General features: G+C 60.9%; 13 protein-coding genes and 1 riboswitch. Of the genes, 11 read left to right on the forward strand and 2 right to left on the reverse strand.

All coding sequences use genetic code 11. The features are described from left to right. Nucleotides 1–23: 23 nt before the first annotated feature. Together trpS and PPRO_RS02830 are read right to left on the reverse strand one after the other, a co-directional pair. The gene (trpS, locus tag PPRO_RS02825; protein ID WP_011734523.1) at nucleotides 24–1,091 is read right to left on the reverse strand and encodes a tryptophan--tRNA ligase; all 1,068 of its coding nucleotides are present in this window, start codon (nucleotides 1,089–1,091) and stop codon (nucleotides 24–26) included. Nucleotides 1,092–1,494: 403 nt separating this feature from the next. Further along, the gene (locus PPRO_RS02830) at nucleotides 1,495–3,228 is read right to left on the reverse strand and encodes an aldehyde ferredoxin oxidoreductase family protein (protein ID WP_011734524.1); all 1,734 of its coding nucleotides are present in this window, start codon (nucleotides 3,226–3,228) and stop codon (nucleotides 1,495–1,497) included. 27 nt (nucleotides 3,229–3,255) lie between these two features. Then, a riboswitch (molybdenum cofactor riboswitch) is annotated at nucleotides 3,256–3,373 on the reverse strand. Between the two features lie 386 nt (nucleotides 3,374–3,759). On the opposite strand from PPRO_RS02830, the gene PPRO_RS02835 reads away from it, so the two are divergent. The 11 genes from PPRO_RS02835 (at nucleotide 3,760) to PPRO_RS02880 (ending at nucleotide 14,708) form a co-directional block, all read left to right on the forward strand. Then, nucleotides 3,760–5,313: a sigma-54-dependent Fis family transcriptional regulator gene (locus PPRO_RS02835; RefSeq protein WP_011734526.1), complete on the forward strand. Its 1,554-nt coding sequence runs from the start codon at nucleotides 3,760–3,762 to the stop codon at nucleotides 5,311–5,313. Between the two features lie 146 nt (nucleotides 5,314–5,459). Then, nucleotides 5,460–6,233: a ParA family protein gene (locus PPRO_RS02840; RefSeq protein ID WP_011734527.1), complete on the forward strand. Its 774-nt coding sequence runs from the start codon at nucleotides 5,460–5,462 to the stop codon at nucleotides 6,231–6,233. Further along, nucleotides 6,226–7,080 carry a ParB/RepB/Spo0J family partition protein gene (locus PPRO_RS02845; protein WP_011734528.1) on the forward strand — a complete coding sequence of 285 codons (855 nt, stop codon included), beginning with the start codon at nucleotides 6,226–6,228 and terminating at the stop codon, nucleotides 7,078–7,080. Before PPRO_RS02840 ends, PPRO_RS02845 begins: the two co-directional genes overlap by 8 nt. A 745-nt stretch (nucleotides 7,081–7,825) precedes the next feature. Further along, entirely contained in the window at nucleotides 7,826–7,969 is a 144-nt protein-coding gene (locus PPRO_RS21155; RefSeq protein WP_198138319.1) for a hypothetical protein, read from the forward strand. A gap of 159 nt (nucleotides 7,970–8,128) precedes the next feature. Next, nucleotides 8,129–9,571, forward strand: a complete 1,443-nt coding sequence (locus PPRO_RS02850; RefSeq protein WP_011734531.1) for an NADH-quinone oxidoreductase subunit 5 family protein — start codon at nucleotides 8,129–8,131, stop codon at nucleotides 9,569–9,571. Further along, nucleotides 9,568–11,397: an NADH-quinone oxidoreductase subunit 5 family protein gene (locus PPRO_RS02855; protein ID WP_011734532.1), complete on the forward strand. Its 1,830-nt coding sequence runs from the start codon at nucleotides 9,568–9,570 to the stop codon at nucleotides 11,395–11,397. The genes PPRO_RS02850 and PPRO_RS02855 overlap by 4 nt, the downstream gene beginning before the upstream one ends. A gap of 231 nt (nucleotides 11,398–11,628) precedes the next feature. After that, a complete protein-coding gene (locus tag PPRO_RS02860) occupies nucleotides 11,629–13,050 on the forward strand; it encodes a complex I subunit 5 family protein (RefSeq protein ID WP_011734533.1) in 1,422 nt (473 codons plus the stop codon). Continuing rightward, the gene (locus PPRO_RS02865) at nucleotides 13,047–13,535 is read left to right on the forward strand and encodes an NADH-quinone oxidoreductase subunit J (protein WP_011734534.1); all 489 of its coding nucleotides are present in this window, start codon (nucleotides 13,047–13,049) and stop codon (nucleotides 13,533–13,535) included. The genes PPRO_RS02860 and PPRO_RS02865 overlap by 4 nt, the downstream gene beginning before the upstream one ends. After that, a complete protein-coding gene (locus PPRO_RS02870) occupies nucleotides 13,528–13,860 on the forward strand; it encodes an NADH-quinone oxidoreductase subunit NuoK (protein ID WP_011734535.1) in 333 nt (110 codons plus the stop codon). Before PPRO_RS02865 ends, PPRO_RS02870 begins: the two co-directional genes overlap by 8 nt. 16 nt (nucleotides 13,861–13,876) lie before the next feature. Then, on the forward strand, nucleotides 13,877–14,212 hold the full coding sequence (gene ndhC / locus PPRO_RS02875; protein ID WP_011734536.1) for an NADH-quinone oxidoreductase subunit A: 336 nt from the start codon (nucleotides 13,877–13,879) through the stop codon (nucleotides 14,210–14,212). Nucleotide 14,213: 1 nt separating this feature from the next. Further along, nucleotides 14,214–14,708 carry an NADH-quinone oxidoreductase subunit B family protein gene (locus tag PPRO_RS02880; RefSeq protein ID WP_011734537.1) on the forward strand — a complete coding sequence of 165 codons (495 nt, stop codon included), beginning with the start codon at nucleotides 14,214–14,216 and terminating at the stop codon, nucleotides 14,706–14,708.

Consider the following 14,708-nt stretch of genomic DNA (forward strand, 5'->3'; position numbering starts at 1 on the left):
CCAGAAGGGTTGGCATGGCCCGGCTAGATGTTCATGTTCATCACGCTTCTCACTTCGTCCAGGGTCTCGATGGCCACTGCCCGGGCTCCCTCTATCCCCTTTCGCAGCACGCCACGCACGAAGCCCAGATCGGTTTCCAGCTCCCGTCGCTTCTCCCGGATCGGACGGAGATAGTCGTTGAGCGCCTCGGTCACGAATAATTTCAGTTTGCCCGACCCGCCATCGCCGATGCCTTCGGCAATGCTCTCCGGATCCCGGTCGGTGGAGAGGGAGGCCAGGAGAATCAGGTTAGAAACCTCGGGGCGGTTCACAGGATCGTAGCTGATGCGCCGCTCCGAGTCGGTCTTGGCTTTTTTGATCAGCGCGGCGGTCTCCTCGGCGGTCGCGCTCAGCATGATGGCATTGTTGCGGCTTTTGCTCATCTTCTGGGAACCGTCCAGCCCCAGGATCAGGGGCGCCTGGCTGAGCAACGGTTGCGGCTCCGGAAACACCTGCTTCCCCTGACCGAACTTTTCATTGAACCGGCGGGCGATGGTGCGGGTGATTTCCAGGTGCGGCAGCTGGTCTTTTCCCACCGGAACCACGTTTCCCTTGCAAAACAGTATGTCCGCGGCCTGGTGAATCGGATAGGTGTACATACCCGCGTTGATGCGCTTGAGTCCGGCAGACTGGATCTCTTCCTTGACCGTCGGATTGCGGTCCAGTTCCGACAGGGTAACCAGGGTCAGAAAGGGGAGCAGGAGTTGGTTGAGTTCCGGCACGTGACTGTGGGGAAAGATGTCGGTGTCTTCCCCGATAGGGTCGATACCCACGGAAAGGTAGTCGATCGCCAGTTGCAGCGTGTTCTCCGCGATGGAGTCGAAGTGGTCCCGATCCGTCAGGACCTGGTAGTCCGCTATCACGATGAAGGTCGGCACGCCCAGGGACTGGAGTCTGATCCGGTTCTGGAGCGAACCGAACAGGTGGCCGACATGCAGCCGCCCGGTCGGCCGGTCGCCGGTCAGGACACGGAATTTCTTGGGGGTCTGCTCAAGCTCCGCCGCCAGTTGTTTGCTTCGTTTCAGTGTGGCCTCGAATGATCCTTCATGCATGTCGCTCATAATCCCCTGTTCTTATCTGATGATTTCACCTAATGGCTGGAAGGCCGGGCTCGCGCAGATGGCGTGTTGCGGTTGCGCGGATCCGGTTTTTCTGTCTCTCTTGCGGGTCGCGTTTCGCCCGGTCAGGCAACGGCGGCCCGGTATTATTGCCCTATTGTTGGCGCTTGTCAAAGGAGTTGAGCTGGCGCACCGCGCTGCCTCCCTCCCGGTGGCCGGATCGAGAGAAAATCGCGAGCAACGGAGCTATGGATGGGGATGGGGATGGGGGCGCCGACACTGATGCGTGCCGTGGGGGTTTGAGAAAAAAAGCCCGCAGGGGCCGGGGGGCGGCCCCTGCGGGAAAGATGGCACGATCGCATCTCATGAAAACTCGATATCGTGCCAGGGAGGACTGTCAGAAGTTCCAGAATTCGTCGATCTCCTCGTCGCTGAAGTCCCACACCAGGTTGTGGGGCGGGACCGGATCGAGGCTGAAGAACTCGGGAAGACGGTCGTGGGCATTGTTGAAACCGGCCTTGATGTTGAACTCGTGTTCGGTCTTGAGAACGTACTTGCCCAGCTCAACCACGTCGTCGCCGCTCAGGGAGAGGCCGAAGCGGGCGTTGATCATGTCAATCAGGGCCGGCAGGCACTCGGGGGTGTCCAGGGCCGGGAAGGCGATGAAGATGCACATGCCGGTGGAGTCCACCGCGGCGGTGGCTATCTGCAGGTTGCGGGACAGTTCCACCTGGCCATCCTTCTTCAGCGGGTCCACGTAGCCGCCCACGTTGAGGATGTTGGTGGCGATGGTGTAGCCCGAGGTGTGGTCCGCTCCCATGGTGGTGGTGGCGTAGGTGATGCCGATCCCCTTGACCGTGCGCGGGTCGTAGGCGGGAATGCCCTGGTTCTTGACCACCGGTACGCGCGTCAGGCCGTAGGCATTGCCCACGGAGCCGGCGCCGCCACCCAGGATGCGGCCCAGGGGGGTTCCTTTGCCGATCTCATCCTCCAGCAGGCGCAGGCAGCCTTTGCTGTCGCCGAAGGGGATGATGCCCGCCTCCATGGCCACGGAGAGGATCACCACCCCTTCGATGGAGTCGATGCCGATGTCGTCCATCAGGCTGTCGGCCTTGGCGATGTCGTCCAGGTTGTTGGTGCAGCAGTTGGCACCCATGCCCCAGACGGTTTCGTACTCGAAGCCGGAGGTGAGGTAGTTGCCCTCCTTGTCGTTATACACCTGGGAGCACTGGATGATGCAGCCGGCATGGCAGCCGTGCTTGGGCCGGCCACCGCGGGCGACGATGGTGTCGTGCATGGTCTCGCCGGAGATCATGTCGTGATCCTCGAACTGGCCGTAGCGGAAGTTCCTGGTGGGCAGGCCACCCGCCTCGTTGAGGATGTTCACCAGCACGTTGGTGCCGTAGGTGGGCAGGGCCTGGCCGCTGACCGGGTGGTCCAGCAGGGCCTTGGCGAAGACGCGGGCGGCTGTCTTGAACTTGTCCGGTTCGGCGATCTTCACGGGCGAGGCGCCGTCGCCGTTGATGGAGATGAATTTGATCTTCTTGGAGCCCATGACCGCGCCCAGGCCGCCGCGTCCGTGGCTGCGGATCTTGCTGTCCGGGTCCTTGACCGAGATGTTGGCCGAGGCCATGCGGAACTCACCGGCGGTGCCGATGGTCAGGATGCCGGTCTTCTTGCCAAGGCGCGCCTCCAGGGCTTCGATGACGGCGAAGTTGTTCTTGCCGATCAGTTCGGTCTCTTCATTGATGGTCACGCCTTCCTTGTCGATGTGCAGGCTGTACCAGGTGTTCTCTTTGGTGGGGATCCCTTCGATGATCATTGCCTTGATGCCCAGCCTGGAGAGCAGTTGGGCGGCTGTCCCACCGGCGTTACTCTCCTTGATGGTGTAGGTGAGGGGGCTCTTGGCGCCGGCGGAGAGGCGACCGGAGTTGGCGGCCGGAGTTCCGGATAGCAGGCCGGGAGCGAATACCAGTTTGTTGTTCGGGCCCAGGGGGTGGCAGGTGGGGGGGACTTCGGCTGCCACGATGGTGGAGGTCAGGGCGCGCCCGCCATAGGCTGCCCAGGCTTCCGGCACCGCCTCGGTCTTCATGGTCAGGTCGGTCATGTTTACGCGTACAATCTTGTCCATCTTGTTTTCTCCCTTTTGGTGTGGTTTGTCCTGCTGCTGTCATCTCCTTTCCAAAAGGGAGGCTCGGGCGTTTCCGCCAGAACCCGTTGGCCTGCCGCCATGGGGGTGTCCCGGTAGGAGGGCAGGCTCGGAGACAGATTGCTCCGTGTCGAGCAAGCTGGTTTTCTGCAAGCCATAAGCGTGCCAAGACGACAGAAATGGAAACGGCAGTTCATTGCCATGAAGAACGCCATACAAAAAGTAAAAAACGGGATGATGGAGCGGAGAGCGGATGCCTGGAAACTCTTTTACCGATAGTCTGTTTCCTGTTCCCGTCTTCAGCCTTTCCTGGCGAACGTATGCGCGTTTTCTGCTCAGGTGTGTGCTGGGGGCAGGGCCTGTAGGGGGTGGGAGATGTGAAGCGCAGTGCCCCTATTCGCAATATGCTGTGTTTTGTGGTTGCGATATATTGCACTTGTGGTAGTAAGTGCGGTATATTGCGATGTGGCCAGCTGTCTGCCACGCCAGTACCGGTCCATAAGGGGGATGTGCATGGTAAACAGGGATGAATTCTTCAGGGAGGTTACGGTCCGAATCTGCAGCAGCCTGGAGATCAAAACCGCCCTGCGCAGCGCCTTCACCTATCTGCGGGAGTTCTTTCCCCTGGACATGCTCAGCCTCGGAATCTGTGATGCCAGCCTGTCGGCCATCCGCAGGGTTGCCCATGTGACGGCCGACTCCACGGAGACCCATGATGAGATCATACCGGTTCCCGGGCAGCTCTGGGCATCGCTGCAGCGCTGGGAGATGCGCTCGCCGGTGATGGTGGACTCGGACCAGAGTGGTCTGGTGCGGGCCCTGGCCCCCCACCTGAAGCTGGACGAGAACTCCGGCATCCTGCTGCCGCTCTGGAGTGGGGAGGGGATGCTGGGCTGGCTGACACTGTACGCCTGGGGGGCGGGACGCTTCGATGCCGGGCATGTGGCGTTGCTGGCAACGGTGGCCGACCCCTTCGTGATCGCCCTGGCCAATGCCTTGGCCCACGAAAAGCTGCTCAGGTACCGCGACAACCTGATCGACGATAACCGTTTCCTGAGCAAGGAACTCTTCACCCAGGGGGGGGACGAGATCGTCGGCGCCAACCTGGGGCTCAGGCACGTGATGGAGATGGTCCGCCAGGTGGCGCCGCTGAACAACACCGTGCTGCTGCTGGGGGAGACCGGCACCGGCAAGGAGCTGATCGCCAATGCCATCCACTCCGCATCACCCCGCAAGGACGGTCCCCTGATCAAGGTCAACTGCGGCGCGATCCCGGAGCAACTCATCGACAGCGAGCTGTTCGGCCATGAGAAGGGGGCCTTTACCGGAGCGGTAACGGAGCGCCGTGGACGCTTCGAGCGTGCCGACGGCGGCACCATCTTCCTGGACGAGATCGGCGAGCTGCCGCTCCAGGCCCAGGTGCGTCTCCTGCGGGTGCTCCAGAACCACGAGATAGATCGGGTAGGGGGCAGCAGGCCGATTCCGGTGGACATCCGGGTGATCGCCGCCACCCACCGCAATCTGGAGAGCATGATTGCCGAGAACCGCTTTCGCGAGGACCTCTGGTTTCGCCTGAACGTCTTTCCGCTGTTCATACCGCCCCTTCGCCAGAGGCGCGAGGACATACCCGGCCTGACCCGTCATTTCATCAGCCAGAAATGTCGTGAGCTGGGCATGGCCGCCATGCCGGACATCGCGCCGGGCGCCCTGGTGCGGCTGATGGAGTATGCCTGGCCGGGCAACGTGCGCGAGCTCGAGAACCTGGTGGAGCGGGAGCTGATTCTGCACCGGGGAGGGACTCTGCAGTTCGACGCACTCATGCCGGCCGCCCGGCGGGGCAATGCTCCCGTTCAGCGGGAGGCGCCGGGCGTTGAGGAGGGGCTGGAGCTTGACCAGGCCATCTCCCGGCACCTGCGCAGGGTCCTTGATCTGACCGGCGGACGGATACATGGCCGTGGCGGGGCTGCGGAGCTGCTGGGTGTCAAGCCCAGCACCCTCAGGTGGCGTCTTGACCGGCTCGGCATTCCCCATGGTCGCGGCGCGGGCGGGGAGCGGGTGAAATCCTGACCGCCAGCGCCCGGGGGCGGGAGCCCCTTTGGATGCCACAAATTGTTCTTTGCAGCATGGGGCTGATTGTGGTAGTTTTTTAAACTTTTGTGGCTCAGGCCAACAACCGAATCTGAACGGATCGCCGGGCGGGAAACCAGACGCATATGTCCAGAATCATCTGCATAGCCAACCAGAAGGGGGGCGTCGGCAAGACAACCACCGCCGTCAATCTGGCAGCCGCGCTGGCAGCCACGGAGCGCCCGACGCTGCTGGTTGATATCGATCCCCAGGGCAACGCCACCAGCGGAGTGGGGCTGGACAAGGACGGCCTGTCCCAGACCATCTACGACGCGCTGATCAATGGCGTTGATCCGCGGGGAGTGGTGATGGACACCGGCCAGCCGTTCCTGCACATCATCCCTTCCAACGCGGATTTGGCCGGGGCTGAGCTGGAGTTGGCCTCCCTGGAGGGGCGCGAGCAGAAGCTCAGGTTCCTGCTGGCCGAACTGCGCGACCAGTACCGCTATATCATCATCGACTGCCCGCCATCCCTGAATCTGTTGACCATCAATGCCATGACCGCCGCCGAATCGGTGTTGATACCGCTGCAGTGCGAGTACTACGCCATGGAGGGGCTCTCCCAGATCCTGCATACCATCCGGCTCATGCAGCGGGGATTGAACCCCTTCCTGAAGATCGAGGGGATTTTGCTGACCATGTTCGACGGCCGCGGCAACCTGGGAAAAGAGGTTGCCGAGGAGATCCGGAGCAATTTTCCGGGCCAGGTGTTCGAGACGGTCATTCCGCGCAACATACGGCTTGCCGAGGCCCCCAGCCATGGCAAGCCGATCATCTACTACGACATCAACTCGCGCGGCGCCGTGGCGTACCTGAAGCTGGCCCGCGAAATCATACAGAGGGAGGCTGCCAATGGCTAGGGTAGGTGGTCTGGGCAAGGGAATGGCCGCGCTCCTGCACGTCAAGGAGACGACCGAGGACAACCGGGAGTACTTTCTGTGCCCCATTGAAATGATCCGGCCGAACAAGAGCCAGCCCCGCAAGAGTTTTGCCGCTGACAAGCTGGAGGAGTTGGCCGATTCCATCCGCGAGCAGGGGATCATCCAGCCGCTGGTGGTGACCAAGAAGGAGAACTGCTACGAGATCGTCGCCGGCGAGCGCCGCTGGCGGGCCGCCCAGAAGGCCGGGCTGCGCGAGGTGCCGGTGGTCATCCGCGAGGCCAGCGAGAACGCGGTGCTGGAGCTGGCCCTGATCGAAAACATCCAGCGCCAGGACTTAAACGCCATCGAGGAGGCCCAGGCCTACCGCTCCCTGGTGGAGCAGTTCGCCATCTCCCAGGAGGATGTGGCCAAACGGGTGGGCAAGAGCCGCGTGGCCGTCACCAACTCGCTCAGACTGCTGAAGCTGCCCGAGGAGATCCAGCGCGACATCGTGGAGGAACGCCTCAGCATGGGGCACGCCCGTGCCCTGCTCCCCCTGGAGAACCCGGAGCTGATCGCAAAAGCCCGCCACGAGATCCTGCAACGTCAGCTGAGCGTGCGCGCCACCGAGGAACTGGTTCGGCGGCTCAAGCTGAACCCGCACCCCCTGCCCGGCAAACGGCCGCAGCAACCGGATCTGCTGCTCAGTTCCCTGGAGGATCAGCTGCAGAAACGCTTCCAGTCCCGGGTTGCCATCCGCAAGACCGGGGCAAAGGCGGGTAAGCTGGAGATTCATTTCTGCGATGCCGACGAGCTGACCCGCATCATCGATCTGCTGGATCTGTAGGATCGCTCCCCTCTGGTCTCCCGGGGACGGCCGTCGGACCTGCACGGTCTCCTGTCGTCCACGTTACCAGCCGCTCCCGCTCCCGACGCGCTCGCGTCCCTGCAGTGCCTGTTTCAATTCCTTTTCGTCGCACACGTCCCCCTCGCATACCATGCACCCATGGTCGATTCCTGCCAGGAAACGGTCAAGGCTGACTCATGCACCGAATCCAGGATGCTGGATATCTGACTAATTCTCGTCGATGGAAATCTGTTTTGAGACGGCGGACAACGGGGGAAGGGGCAACCGCCAGGCCGGGCTCCCGGAGTGAAATATTGAAAAAAACATCGTGAAGCCAGTATGTTGCCGTGGTATGGCTAGTCGTGGCAGGCTGTTTGTTTGACGTGTTTTGGTTGGACGAAAAAAACACTTGCAATTGACATGATGCTGTCATATTCTCCAGCATCATGTCTGCTGGACATGCGGTTTTAATTTTTTAGCCGGATGGCGAAAACGGGGTTCATGCCGACGAATCCAGATGTAATCCGTGCGGGAGTACCCTGCGTACCCCGGGGGAGGGACAGGGAGATGTACTCCGTTGGCTGCTGGGAGCGACGGCGCCCCCCCCTGTTGTGGAAGGAGTAAGCATTGCGTGGTCACGTGCGGCCGGCGAGTGTTTATGCTCGTCGGCCGTAGTTCGTTCAGTCTATTGTAATCAGCATGTTAGAATCCGACTCAGTGCCGGGTGAATGCGGTGAAGGACCATATGATCGAAAAAAGGGACAGACTCGTCGATCTGGTGAACGAACTGAAGAGCAGGCGTTTTACCGGTTTCATCAAGATCAACTTCAGTCAGGGCGGAATAACCAGGATCGAGCAGAACGAAGAGATTCTCAAGAAAGCGACGTGAAGTAATCCGTTGAAACGGAATCAGGCCCTTTGCTGACCGCATCCTGCGGCCCCAGAAAGCCCGAGTCAGAAGCCATCCGGCTTTTCCTCGGGCTTTTTGCGTTTCAGGGAGCGGGCCGGGTTAGTAACGACATCCTACATGAGGGGAGCATCGTTTGGTATGAAGAGTCAAGAATTGATCTGGTTGGCTGTGTTTGTGCCGATCATGGGAGCGTTCCTGCTGCCACTGGTCGGAACGGTTTCAAAGGGGGCGCGCAATCTGAGCGCCCTTGCCCTGGTCGGGTTTTCGCTGTTCTGTTCCTGCGGGCTGATAGCTCCCGTCCTGAACGGCGAAACAGTCGCCATTTCGATTCCCTTCCTGGGGGGGAACAACCTGTTCCTGGGTGACAGCCTGGCGGTTTTCATGGCCATTGTCTCCAGTCTGGTGGGGGCGGTCATCGTGCTCTACTCCATGGGGTATATCAGCCATTACGAAAACCAGAACGAGTACTACGTTATTGTCGTGCTGTTCCTGGGATCCATGATGGGGATCATCTATTCGGCCAACCTGATCCTGATCTACCTGTTCTGGGAGATCACCGCCTTTGCCTGCTGGCGATTGATCGGCTTCTTCAGGGAGAAGACCTGCATCGTCCGGGCCGACAAGGCCTTCCTGGTCACCGGCTTCGGCGCCTTTGTCATGCTGATCGGGTTCGCCCTGGTCTACAGCCAGTACGGCTCATTTGACCTGCAGACCATACAGAGCGCATCGGCGACTGACCCGGTGGCCAACCTGGCCGTGCTGCTGATCCTGTTCGGCATCCTCTCCAAGTCCGCCACACTTCCCCTGCACACCTGGCTCCCGGATGCGGGCGTGGCCCCCACGCCGGTGACCGCCCTGCTGCACGCCGCGGTGCTGGTCAAGATCGGCGTCTACGTCTACGCCCGGCTGTTCATCGCCTCCTTCAGCATCGATCCGGTCTGGGAGACGGTTGTCCCGGCCATCGCGGGGATCAGTTCCCTGGTGGCCGGCGGAGCAGCCCTGATCGAGACCGACATGAAGCGGATCATCGCCTACTCCACCGTCAGCCAGTTGGGCTTCATCCTGCTGGGACTCTCCATTGGCAACGATATCGGGGTGGCCGGAGGGCTCTTGTACATCCTGATGCACAGCATCGCCAAGGGGGGGCTGTTCCTCTGCGCCGGCGTGGTGGAGCAGAAGCTGCACGTGAAAGACATCACCAAGCTGGGCGGGCTGATCAGGACCATGCCGGTCACCGCGGTCTCCTTCCTGTTGTGTGCCTTTTCGGTCATGGGCATACCCCCCTTTGGCGGGTTCTTCAGCAAATACATGGTCATATCCGGGGCCATCAGGAGCGGGCAGCCGCTGATCAGCGTCATCTTCATCCTGGGGGCGTTTCTGACCATGATCTATCTCTTCAGGCTGTTCTCCATGATTTTCCTCGGTGAAGCAAAAACGGAGCCGGTTGCCGAAGGCGCACCGGTCATGGTGGGAAGCGTGGCGCTGCTGGCGCTGCTCTCCATCGCCGGCGGAATCCTGATTCAGTATCCCTCCGCCTACGTCCAGACCACTGTTCATCAGATCTTGAAGGTGGTGCAATGATGATAACAATGATGTTTCTGGTGATTGGCATACCGGTTGTCTGTGGCTTGGGGGCGCTGATCCTGCCCAGGGGGGTGAGGGAAGCGCTGTCCTTTGCAGGGGCAACGCTCAACCTGGTGATCTGCGGCCGGCTGTTCGGCCAGGAGGGCACGCTCTCCCTCCCCTGGGGCGGATTCGGCATCCTGTTCGAACTCCGGCTGTACCACTTCAGTTCGTTTATCCTGATCGCCGCGGCCGGTTTCGGATTCCTGATCTCTCTCTACTCCCTGCATTTCATGAAGAACAGGGAGAAGGGCAACCAGTTCTATGCCTACCTGCTGATCTCGCTGGGGATGGTCAACGGCGCGGTCCTGGCCGACAACCTGGTGCTGATGCTCTTCTTCTGGGAGGGGCTGCTGGGGACCATCTTCGGCCTGATCGCCATCGGCAACCGGGAGGCGTTCCGGTCGGGGGTCAAGGCCTTCATCCTGATCGGCGTTTCCGACGTGCTGATGATGGTGGGGATCATGATGACCGGCTATCTGGCCGGAACCCTGACCATTTCAAAGATCCACCAGCTGCCGCTGGATTCCCCCTTTGCCATCACCGCCTTTATCCTGCTGGCCATCGGCGCCACCTCCAAGGCGGGCTGCCTGCCGTTCCACAGCTGGATACCGGACGCTGCCGTGGATGCTCCGCTCCCCTTCATGGCCCTGATGCCGGCGGCTCTGGAAAAGCTTTTGGGGATCTACTTCCTGGCCCGCATCACCCTTGACCTGTTCGCCCTGCGCCACGGTTCCGGCATGAGCATGGCAATGATGACCGTTGGTGTGGTGACCATTCTGGTGGCGGTCATGATGGCCCTGATCCAGAAGGACTACAAGCGGCTGCTCTCCTACCACGCCATCAGCCAGGTTGGCTATATGATCCTGGGCATCGGCACGGCGGTTCCGGTGGGGATCGTGGGTGGTCTCTTCCACATGATCAACCATGCCATGTACAAGAGCTGCCTGTTCCTGACCGGTGGCTCGGTGGAAGCCCAAGCCGGCACCACCGACCTGCGCAAGCTGGGTGGCATCGCTCGGCGCATGCCGGTCACCTTCACCTGCTTCATCGTCGCCGCCGCTGCCATCTCCGGCGTACCCCCCTTCAACGGCTTCTTCTCCAAGGAACTGATCTATGACGGTGCCCTGGAGTGCCACTGGATCTTCTACGCCGGGGCGCTTTTGGGGTCGTTCCTGACCGGCGCGTCATTCCTCAAGCTGGGGCACGCCGCCTTCCTGGGCAAGAACGAATATCTGTCCTCCAGGGTCAAGGAGGCGCCGCTGACCATGCTGGTCCCGATGATCGTCATCGCCGCCGGCTGCGTGCTGTTCGGCGTTGCCAACCAGCTCCCGCTGGACACCCTGATCGTGCCGATCATCGGTCCCCAGATGGCCGCGGGGCATCATTTTGCCGGCTTCCCCGAGAATACGTTCCTGGTGATCATGACCATCACCGTTCTTCTGGCCTCCTGGTTCAACCATCAGTTTGGCGTCAGCCGGACCGGCAAAGGGGCGGGCGCCTGCGACCATATCCACCATGCGCCTCTCCTGCACGCCATCTATGACCGGGCCGAAAGGCGGGAGTTCGACCCCTATGACCGGGGCATGCAGGTCATCAACCTGATTTCGAGAGTTTCATGGGGCATCGACCGGGGCATCGACCGTCTCTACAACGTGCTGGTGGTGGGCATCAGCCAGAGCCTTTCCCGGACCGTGGGAGAGATGCACAACGGCAGTTTCGCCACCTATGTGGTATGGGCGAGCGTTGGGGGTGCGCTGGTATGTATGTACATGAACGCGTGACGAAGCGTCTTGAAACGGCAGTTGCGAGCTGCCGGAGAGAGCGCATCAGGGCTATTTCGTCGTAATTCCCGGCGTAAATTACGCGTCAACAGCCGATACTGTCTGAAACCCAGAGGGCTGAGTTTATCGGCTGTAGCGAAATTAACCCTGGAATTACAGAAATAGCCCGTCCGCACGAACGCAGGCAGCTCGCAACTGCCGAATACAGCTCCAGATAAGGAGGCCGCACCTGTGACACTGCTTTTATTGGTTATACCGCTGCTCGGTTTCATCCTGGTGAACATCCCGCCCGCCGGGAGCCTGAGGAAGCCGCTGATCGCCTGTCCCCTGCTGTTGTCCCTGCTCCAGGTGGTGCTGATGATCTTTCCCGAGGCAGGATGGTGGACCGCCTTCGAGGCCGGCCCCTCTGTTCTCCCCTTTCTGCGCGTGGACGGTATCAGCATGCTGATGCTGCTGGCCATCGGTCTTGTCGTGGCGGCTTCATCCGCTATCAGCATCCCCATGATCCGTGACGACACACAACGCCACAACTTCGTCAATCTGGTGCTGCTGTCGCTCCTGGGCATGAACGGTATGGTCATGGTCACCGACCTCTTCTCCCTGTACGTGTTCCTGGAGATCGTGTCGGTCTGCTCCTTCATCCTGATCGCCCTGTGTGGCGAGCGTGAGATGTTCCAGGGCGCCTTCACCTACATCATTCTCTCCGCCGTGGCCACCATGCTGATGCTGACCTCCATCGCTATCCTGTTCCTCTACGCCGGAAACACCTCCTTTACGACGCTGGCCGCGGCCATCGCTGCCCAGCAGGGCAATGCCATGGTGCTGTTCGGGGTGGTCCTGTTCCTGATCGGCCTGTTCATCAAGGGGGGCATCGTTCCCTTCCACGGGTGGCTGCCCGACGCCTACAGTTCATCCGTTGCGCCGGTTTCCATTCTGCTGGCCGGGATCGTCACCAAGGTTTCCGGTGTGTACACCCTGATCCGCCTGGTCACGGAAGTCTTCGGGCCTACGCCCCGGACGAACGAGGTGCTGCTCTTCGTCGGCACCCTCTCCATAGTTGCCGGCGCCTTGGGCGCCCTGGGTCAGAGGGATTTCAAACGCATGCTGGCCTACTCCAGCATCAGTCAGGTCGGTTACATTGTCCTCAGCCTGGGCGCGGGCAACGCCCTGGGCATCGCTGGCGCCATCTTCCACCTGTTCAACCATACCGTCTTTAAGACCCAGCTCTTTATGAACGCCACGGCAGTGGAAGAACAGACCGGCAGCAGGGACCTGGAGCGCATGGGAGGGCTGGCGTCCCGCATGCCGGTCACCGGCTGGACTTCCATCATCGCCTTCCTCTCCGCCGCCGGCATCCCGCCACTGGCAGGTTTCTGGAGCAAGCTGGTGATCGTGATGGCACTGGTGAGGTCCGGTCATGAGATCTACATGATGATCGCCATCCTGGCCAGCCTGCTGACCCTGGCCTACTTCCTGACCCTGCAGCGCAAGGTGTTCTTCGGCGAGATCGTGGAGGAGTTCAAGGATGTGCGTGAGGCAGGCTGGCTCGTAACCGCACCCGCGCTTGTTTTTGCCGCTATCATCGTCATCACCGGTCTGGCCATACCGTTTCTGCTGAACACCATCATCCTTCCCATCGGGAGTATCCTATGACACCGACCACACTGCTGCTCTTGCTTGTGCTGGTGACCGGCCTGTACGCCGTGCTCTCCCCAAGCCTGATCAAGGCGGCCATCGGCTTGGCCGCCGTGAGTGCCCTGCTGACCATGCTGATGTTCACCATGAACTCCCCCCTGGCCGCGGTATTCGAGCTCTCTGTCTGCGCAGGCCTGATCACCGTGGTGTTCGTCAGCGTCATCAGCATGACCAAGCCCGCGGCACCCGGAGATGGGAGCGATGTGGAGCCGAACCACTATCTGAAATACGCGCCCCTGCCGATTGTGGGCGCGCTGCTCTGCTGGGCGTTGGGCTGGTATCTGGGGGACGCGCCCGCTTCGACCCTGGCGGTCACGGCCGGGCCGGATGTGCGGGAGGCGCTCTGGATGCTGCGGCGGACCGATATCTTCTCCCAGCTGGCGGTCCTGTTCGTGGGTGTGTATGGCGTGATCGTTCTCTTCAAGGAGCTGAAACATGATTAACGGATTGACACTGACGTCGCAAAATCCCTTCTGGCCCTATTTCATCATCTCCGTGCTGCTGATCCTGACCGGACTCTACTGCATCACCGTCACCCGCAACCTGGTGCGGGTCCTGATCGGCATGGAGCTGATGACCAAGGGGGTTACGCTGATCCTGACCGCTTCCGGCTTCCTTTCCGGCAACACCGGCCTCTCCCAGGCCCTTATCGTGACGCTGATCGTGGTTGAGGTGGTGGTGATCTCCGTGGCTGCCGGGGTGGTGATCGGCCATTTCCGCACGTCCGGCTCGCTGGATACCCGCACCATAAACAGCCTGAACGGCTGAAAGAGAGGTACTGACCATGACAACACTGCTTCTGGCGCCACCCATCGCGTTTCTGCTGATCACCCTTGTCGTTAGCATCGAGCTCTGGTCGTTCAAAGCCATCACCGCCAAGGGGACCCCATGCAAGGGTAAGAGAAAGCCCTATGCCTGCGGTGAAGACATAACCCGGCACCGCACTCAGCCCGATTACAGCCAGTTCTTTTCCATCGCTTTCTTCTTCACCATCATGCATGTGGTCGTGATGATCATAGCCACCATACCACCCGGCTCATTGGCGTCATCCGCACTGGCGGTCCTGTTCACGCTCTGCGCGGCTCTGGGGCTCTTTGTACTGTTCAGGAGGAACAACTGACATGAAAATCATCGACCGGATAGTCAACTGGGCGCGGATCAAATCCCCCTGGGTGATTCATTACAACACCGGCGCCTGCAACGGCTGCGACATCGAGATCGTGGCGACCCTGACGCCTGTGTTCGACATCGAGCGCTTTGGCTGCCAGCTGAAGGGGACTCCGCGCCATGCCGATGTCCTGCTCTGCTCCGGCCCGGTAACCCGGCAGAGCAGGGATCGCATAATCCGCATTTATGAGCAGATGCCGGAACCGAAGTTCGTGGTTGCCGTCGGAAGCTGCGCCTGTTCCGGAGGAGTGTTCCAGGGCTGTTACAACATCCTGGGAGGAATTGACAGCGTGATCCCTGTGTCCGCCTATGTTCCCGGATGTGCGGCACGGCCGGAAGCGATCATCGATGGTGTGGTGAAGCTGCTCACCACCCTGGAGAGGAAAAAGGCCGTCGAACCGCCGTCGATTAATCAGGATGTCTTACCACTTCCCCAAGGAGGAAATTGA

The sequence above is a fragment of the Pelobacter propionicus DSM 2379 genome (genome assembly GCF_000015045.1).
Lineage (GTDB): Bacteria > Desulfobacterota > Desulfuromonadia > Geobacterales > Pseudopelobacteraceae > Pseudopelobacter > Pseudopelobacter propionicus.

Coding starts and splice junctions, on each gene's coding strand:
- PPRO_RS02830 (WP_011734524.1), bottom strand. CDS start 3,228: ATGGACAAGATTGTACGCGTAAACATGACCGACCTGACCATGAAGACC.
- PPRO_RS02835 (WP_011734526.1), top strand. CDS start 3,760: ATGGTAAACAGGGATGAATTCTTCAGGGAGGTTACGGTCCGAATCTGC.
- PPRO_RS02880 (WP_011734537.1), top strand. CDS start 14,214: ATGAAAATCATCGACCGGATAGTCAACTGGGCGCGGATCAAATCCCCC.
- PPRO_RS02850 (WP_011734531.1), top strand. CDS start 8,129: ATGAAGAGTCAAGAATTGATCTGGTTGGCTGTGTTTGTGCCGATCATG.
- ndhC (WP_011734536.1), top strand. CDS start 13,877: ATGACAACACTGCTTCTGGCGCCACCCATCGCGTTTCTGCTGATCACC.
- PPRO_RS02870 (WP_011734535.1), top strand. CDS start 13,528: ATGATTAACGGATTGACACTGACGTCGCAAAATCCCTTCTGGCCCTAT.
- PPRO_RS02865 (WP_011734534.1), top strand. CDS start 13,047: ATGACACCGACCACACTGCTGCTCTTGCTTGTGCTGGTGACCGGCCTG.
- PPRO_RS02840 (WP_011734527.1), top strand. CDS start 5,460: ATGTCCAGAATCATCTGCATAGCCAACCAGAAGGGGGGCGTCGGCAAG.
- PPRO_RS02855 (WP_011734532.1), top strand. CDS start 9,568: ATGATGATAACAATGATGTTTCTGGTGATTGGCATACCGGTTGTCTGT.
- PPRO_RS21155 (WP_198138319.1), top strand. CDS start 7,826: ATGATCGAAAAAAGGGACAGACTCGTCGATCTGGTGAACGAACTGAAG.
- trpS (WP_011734523.1), bottom strand. CDS start 1,091: ATGCATGAAGGATCATTCGAGGCCACACTGAAACGAAGCAAACAACTG.
- PPRO_RS02845 (WP_011734528.1), top strand. CDS start 6,226: ATGGCTAGGGTAGGTGGTCTGGGCAAGGGAATGGCCGCGCTCCTGCAC.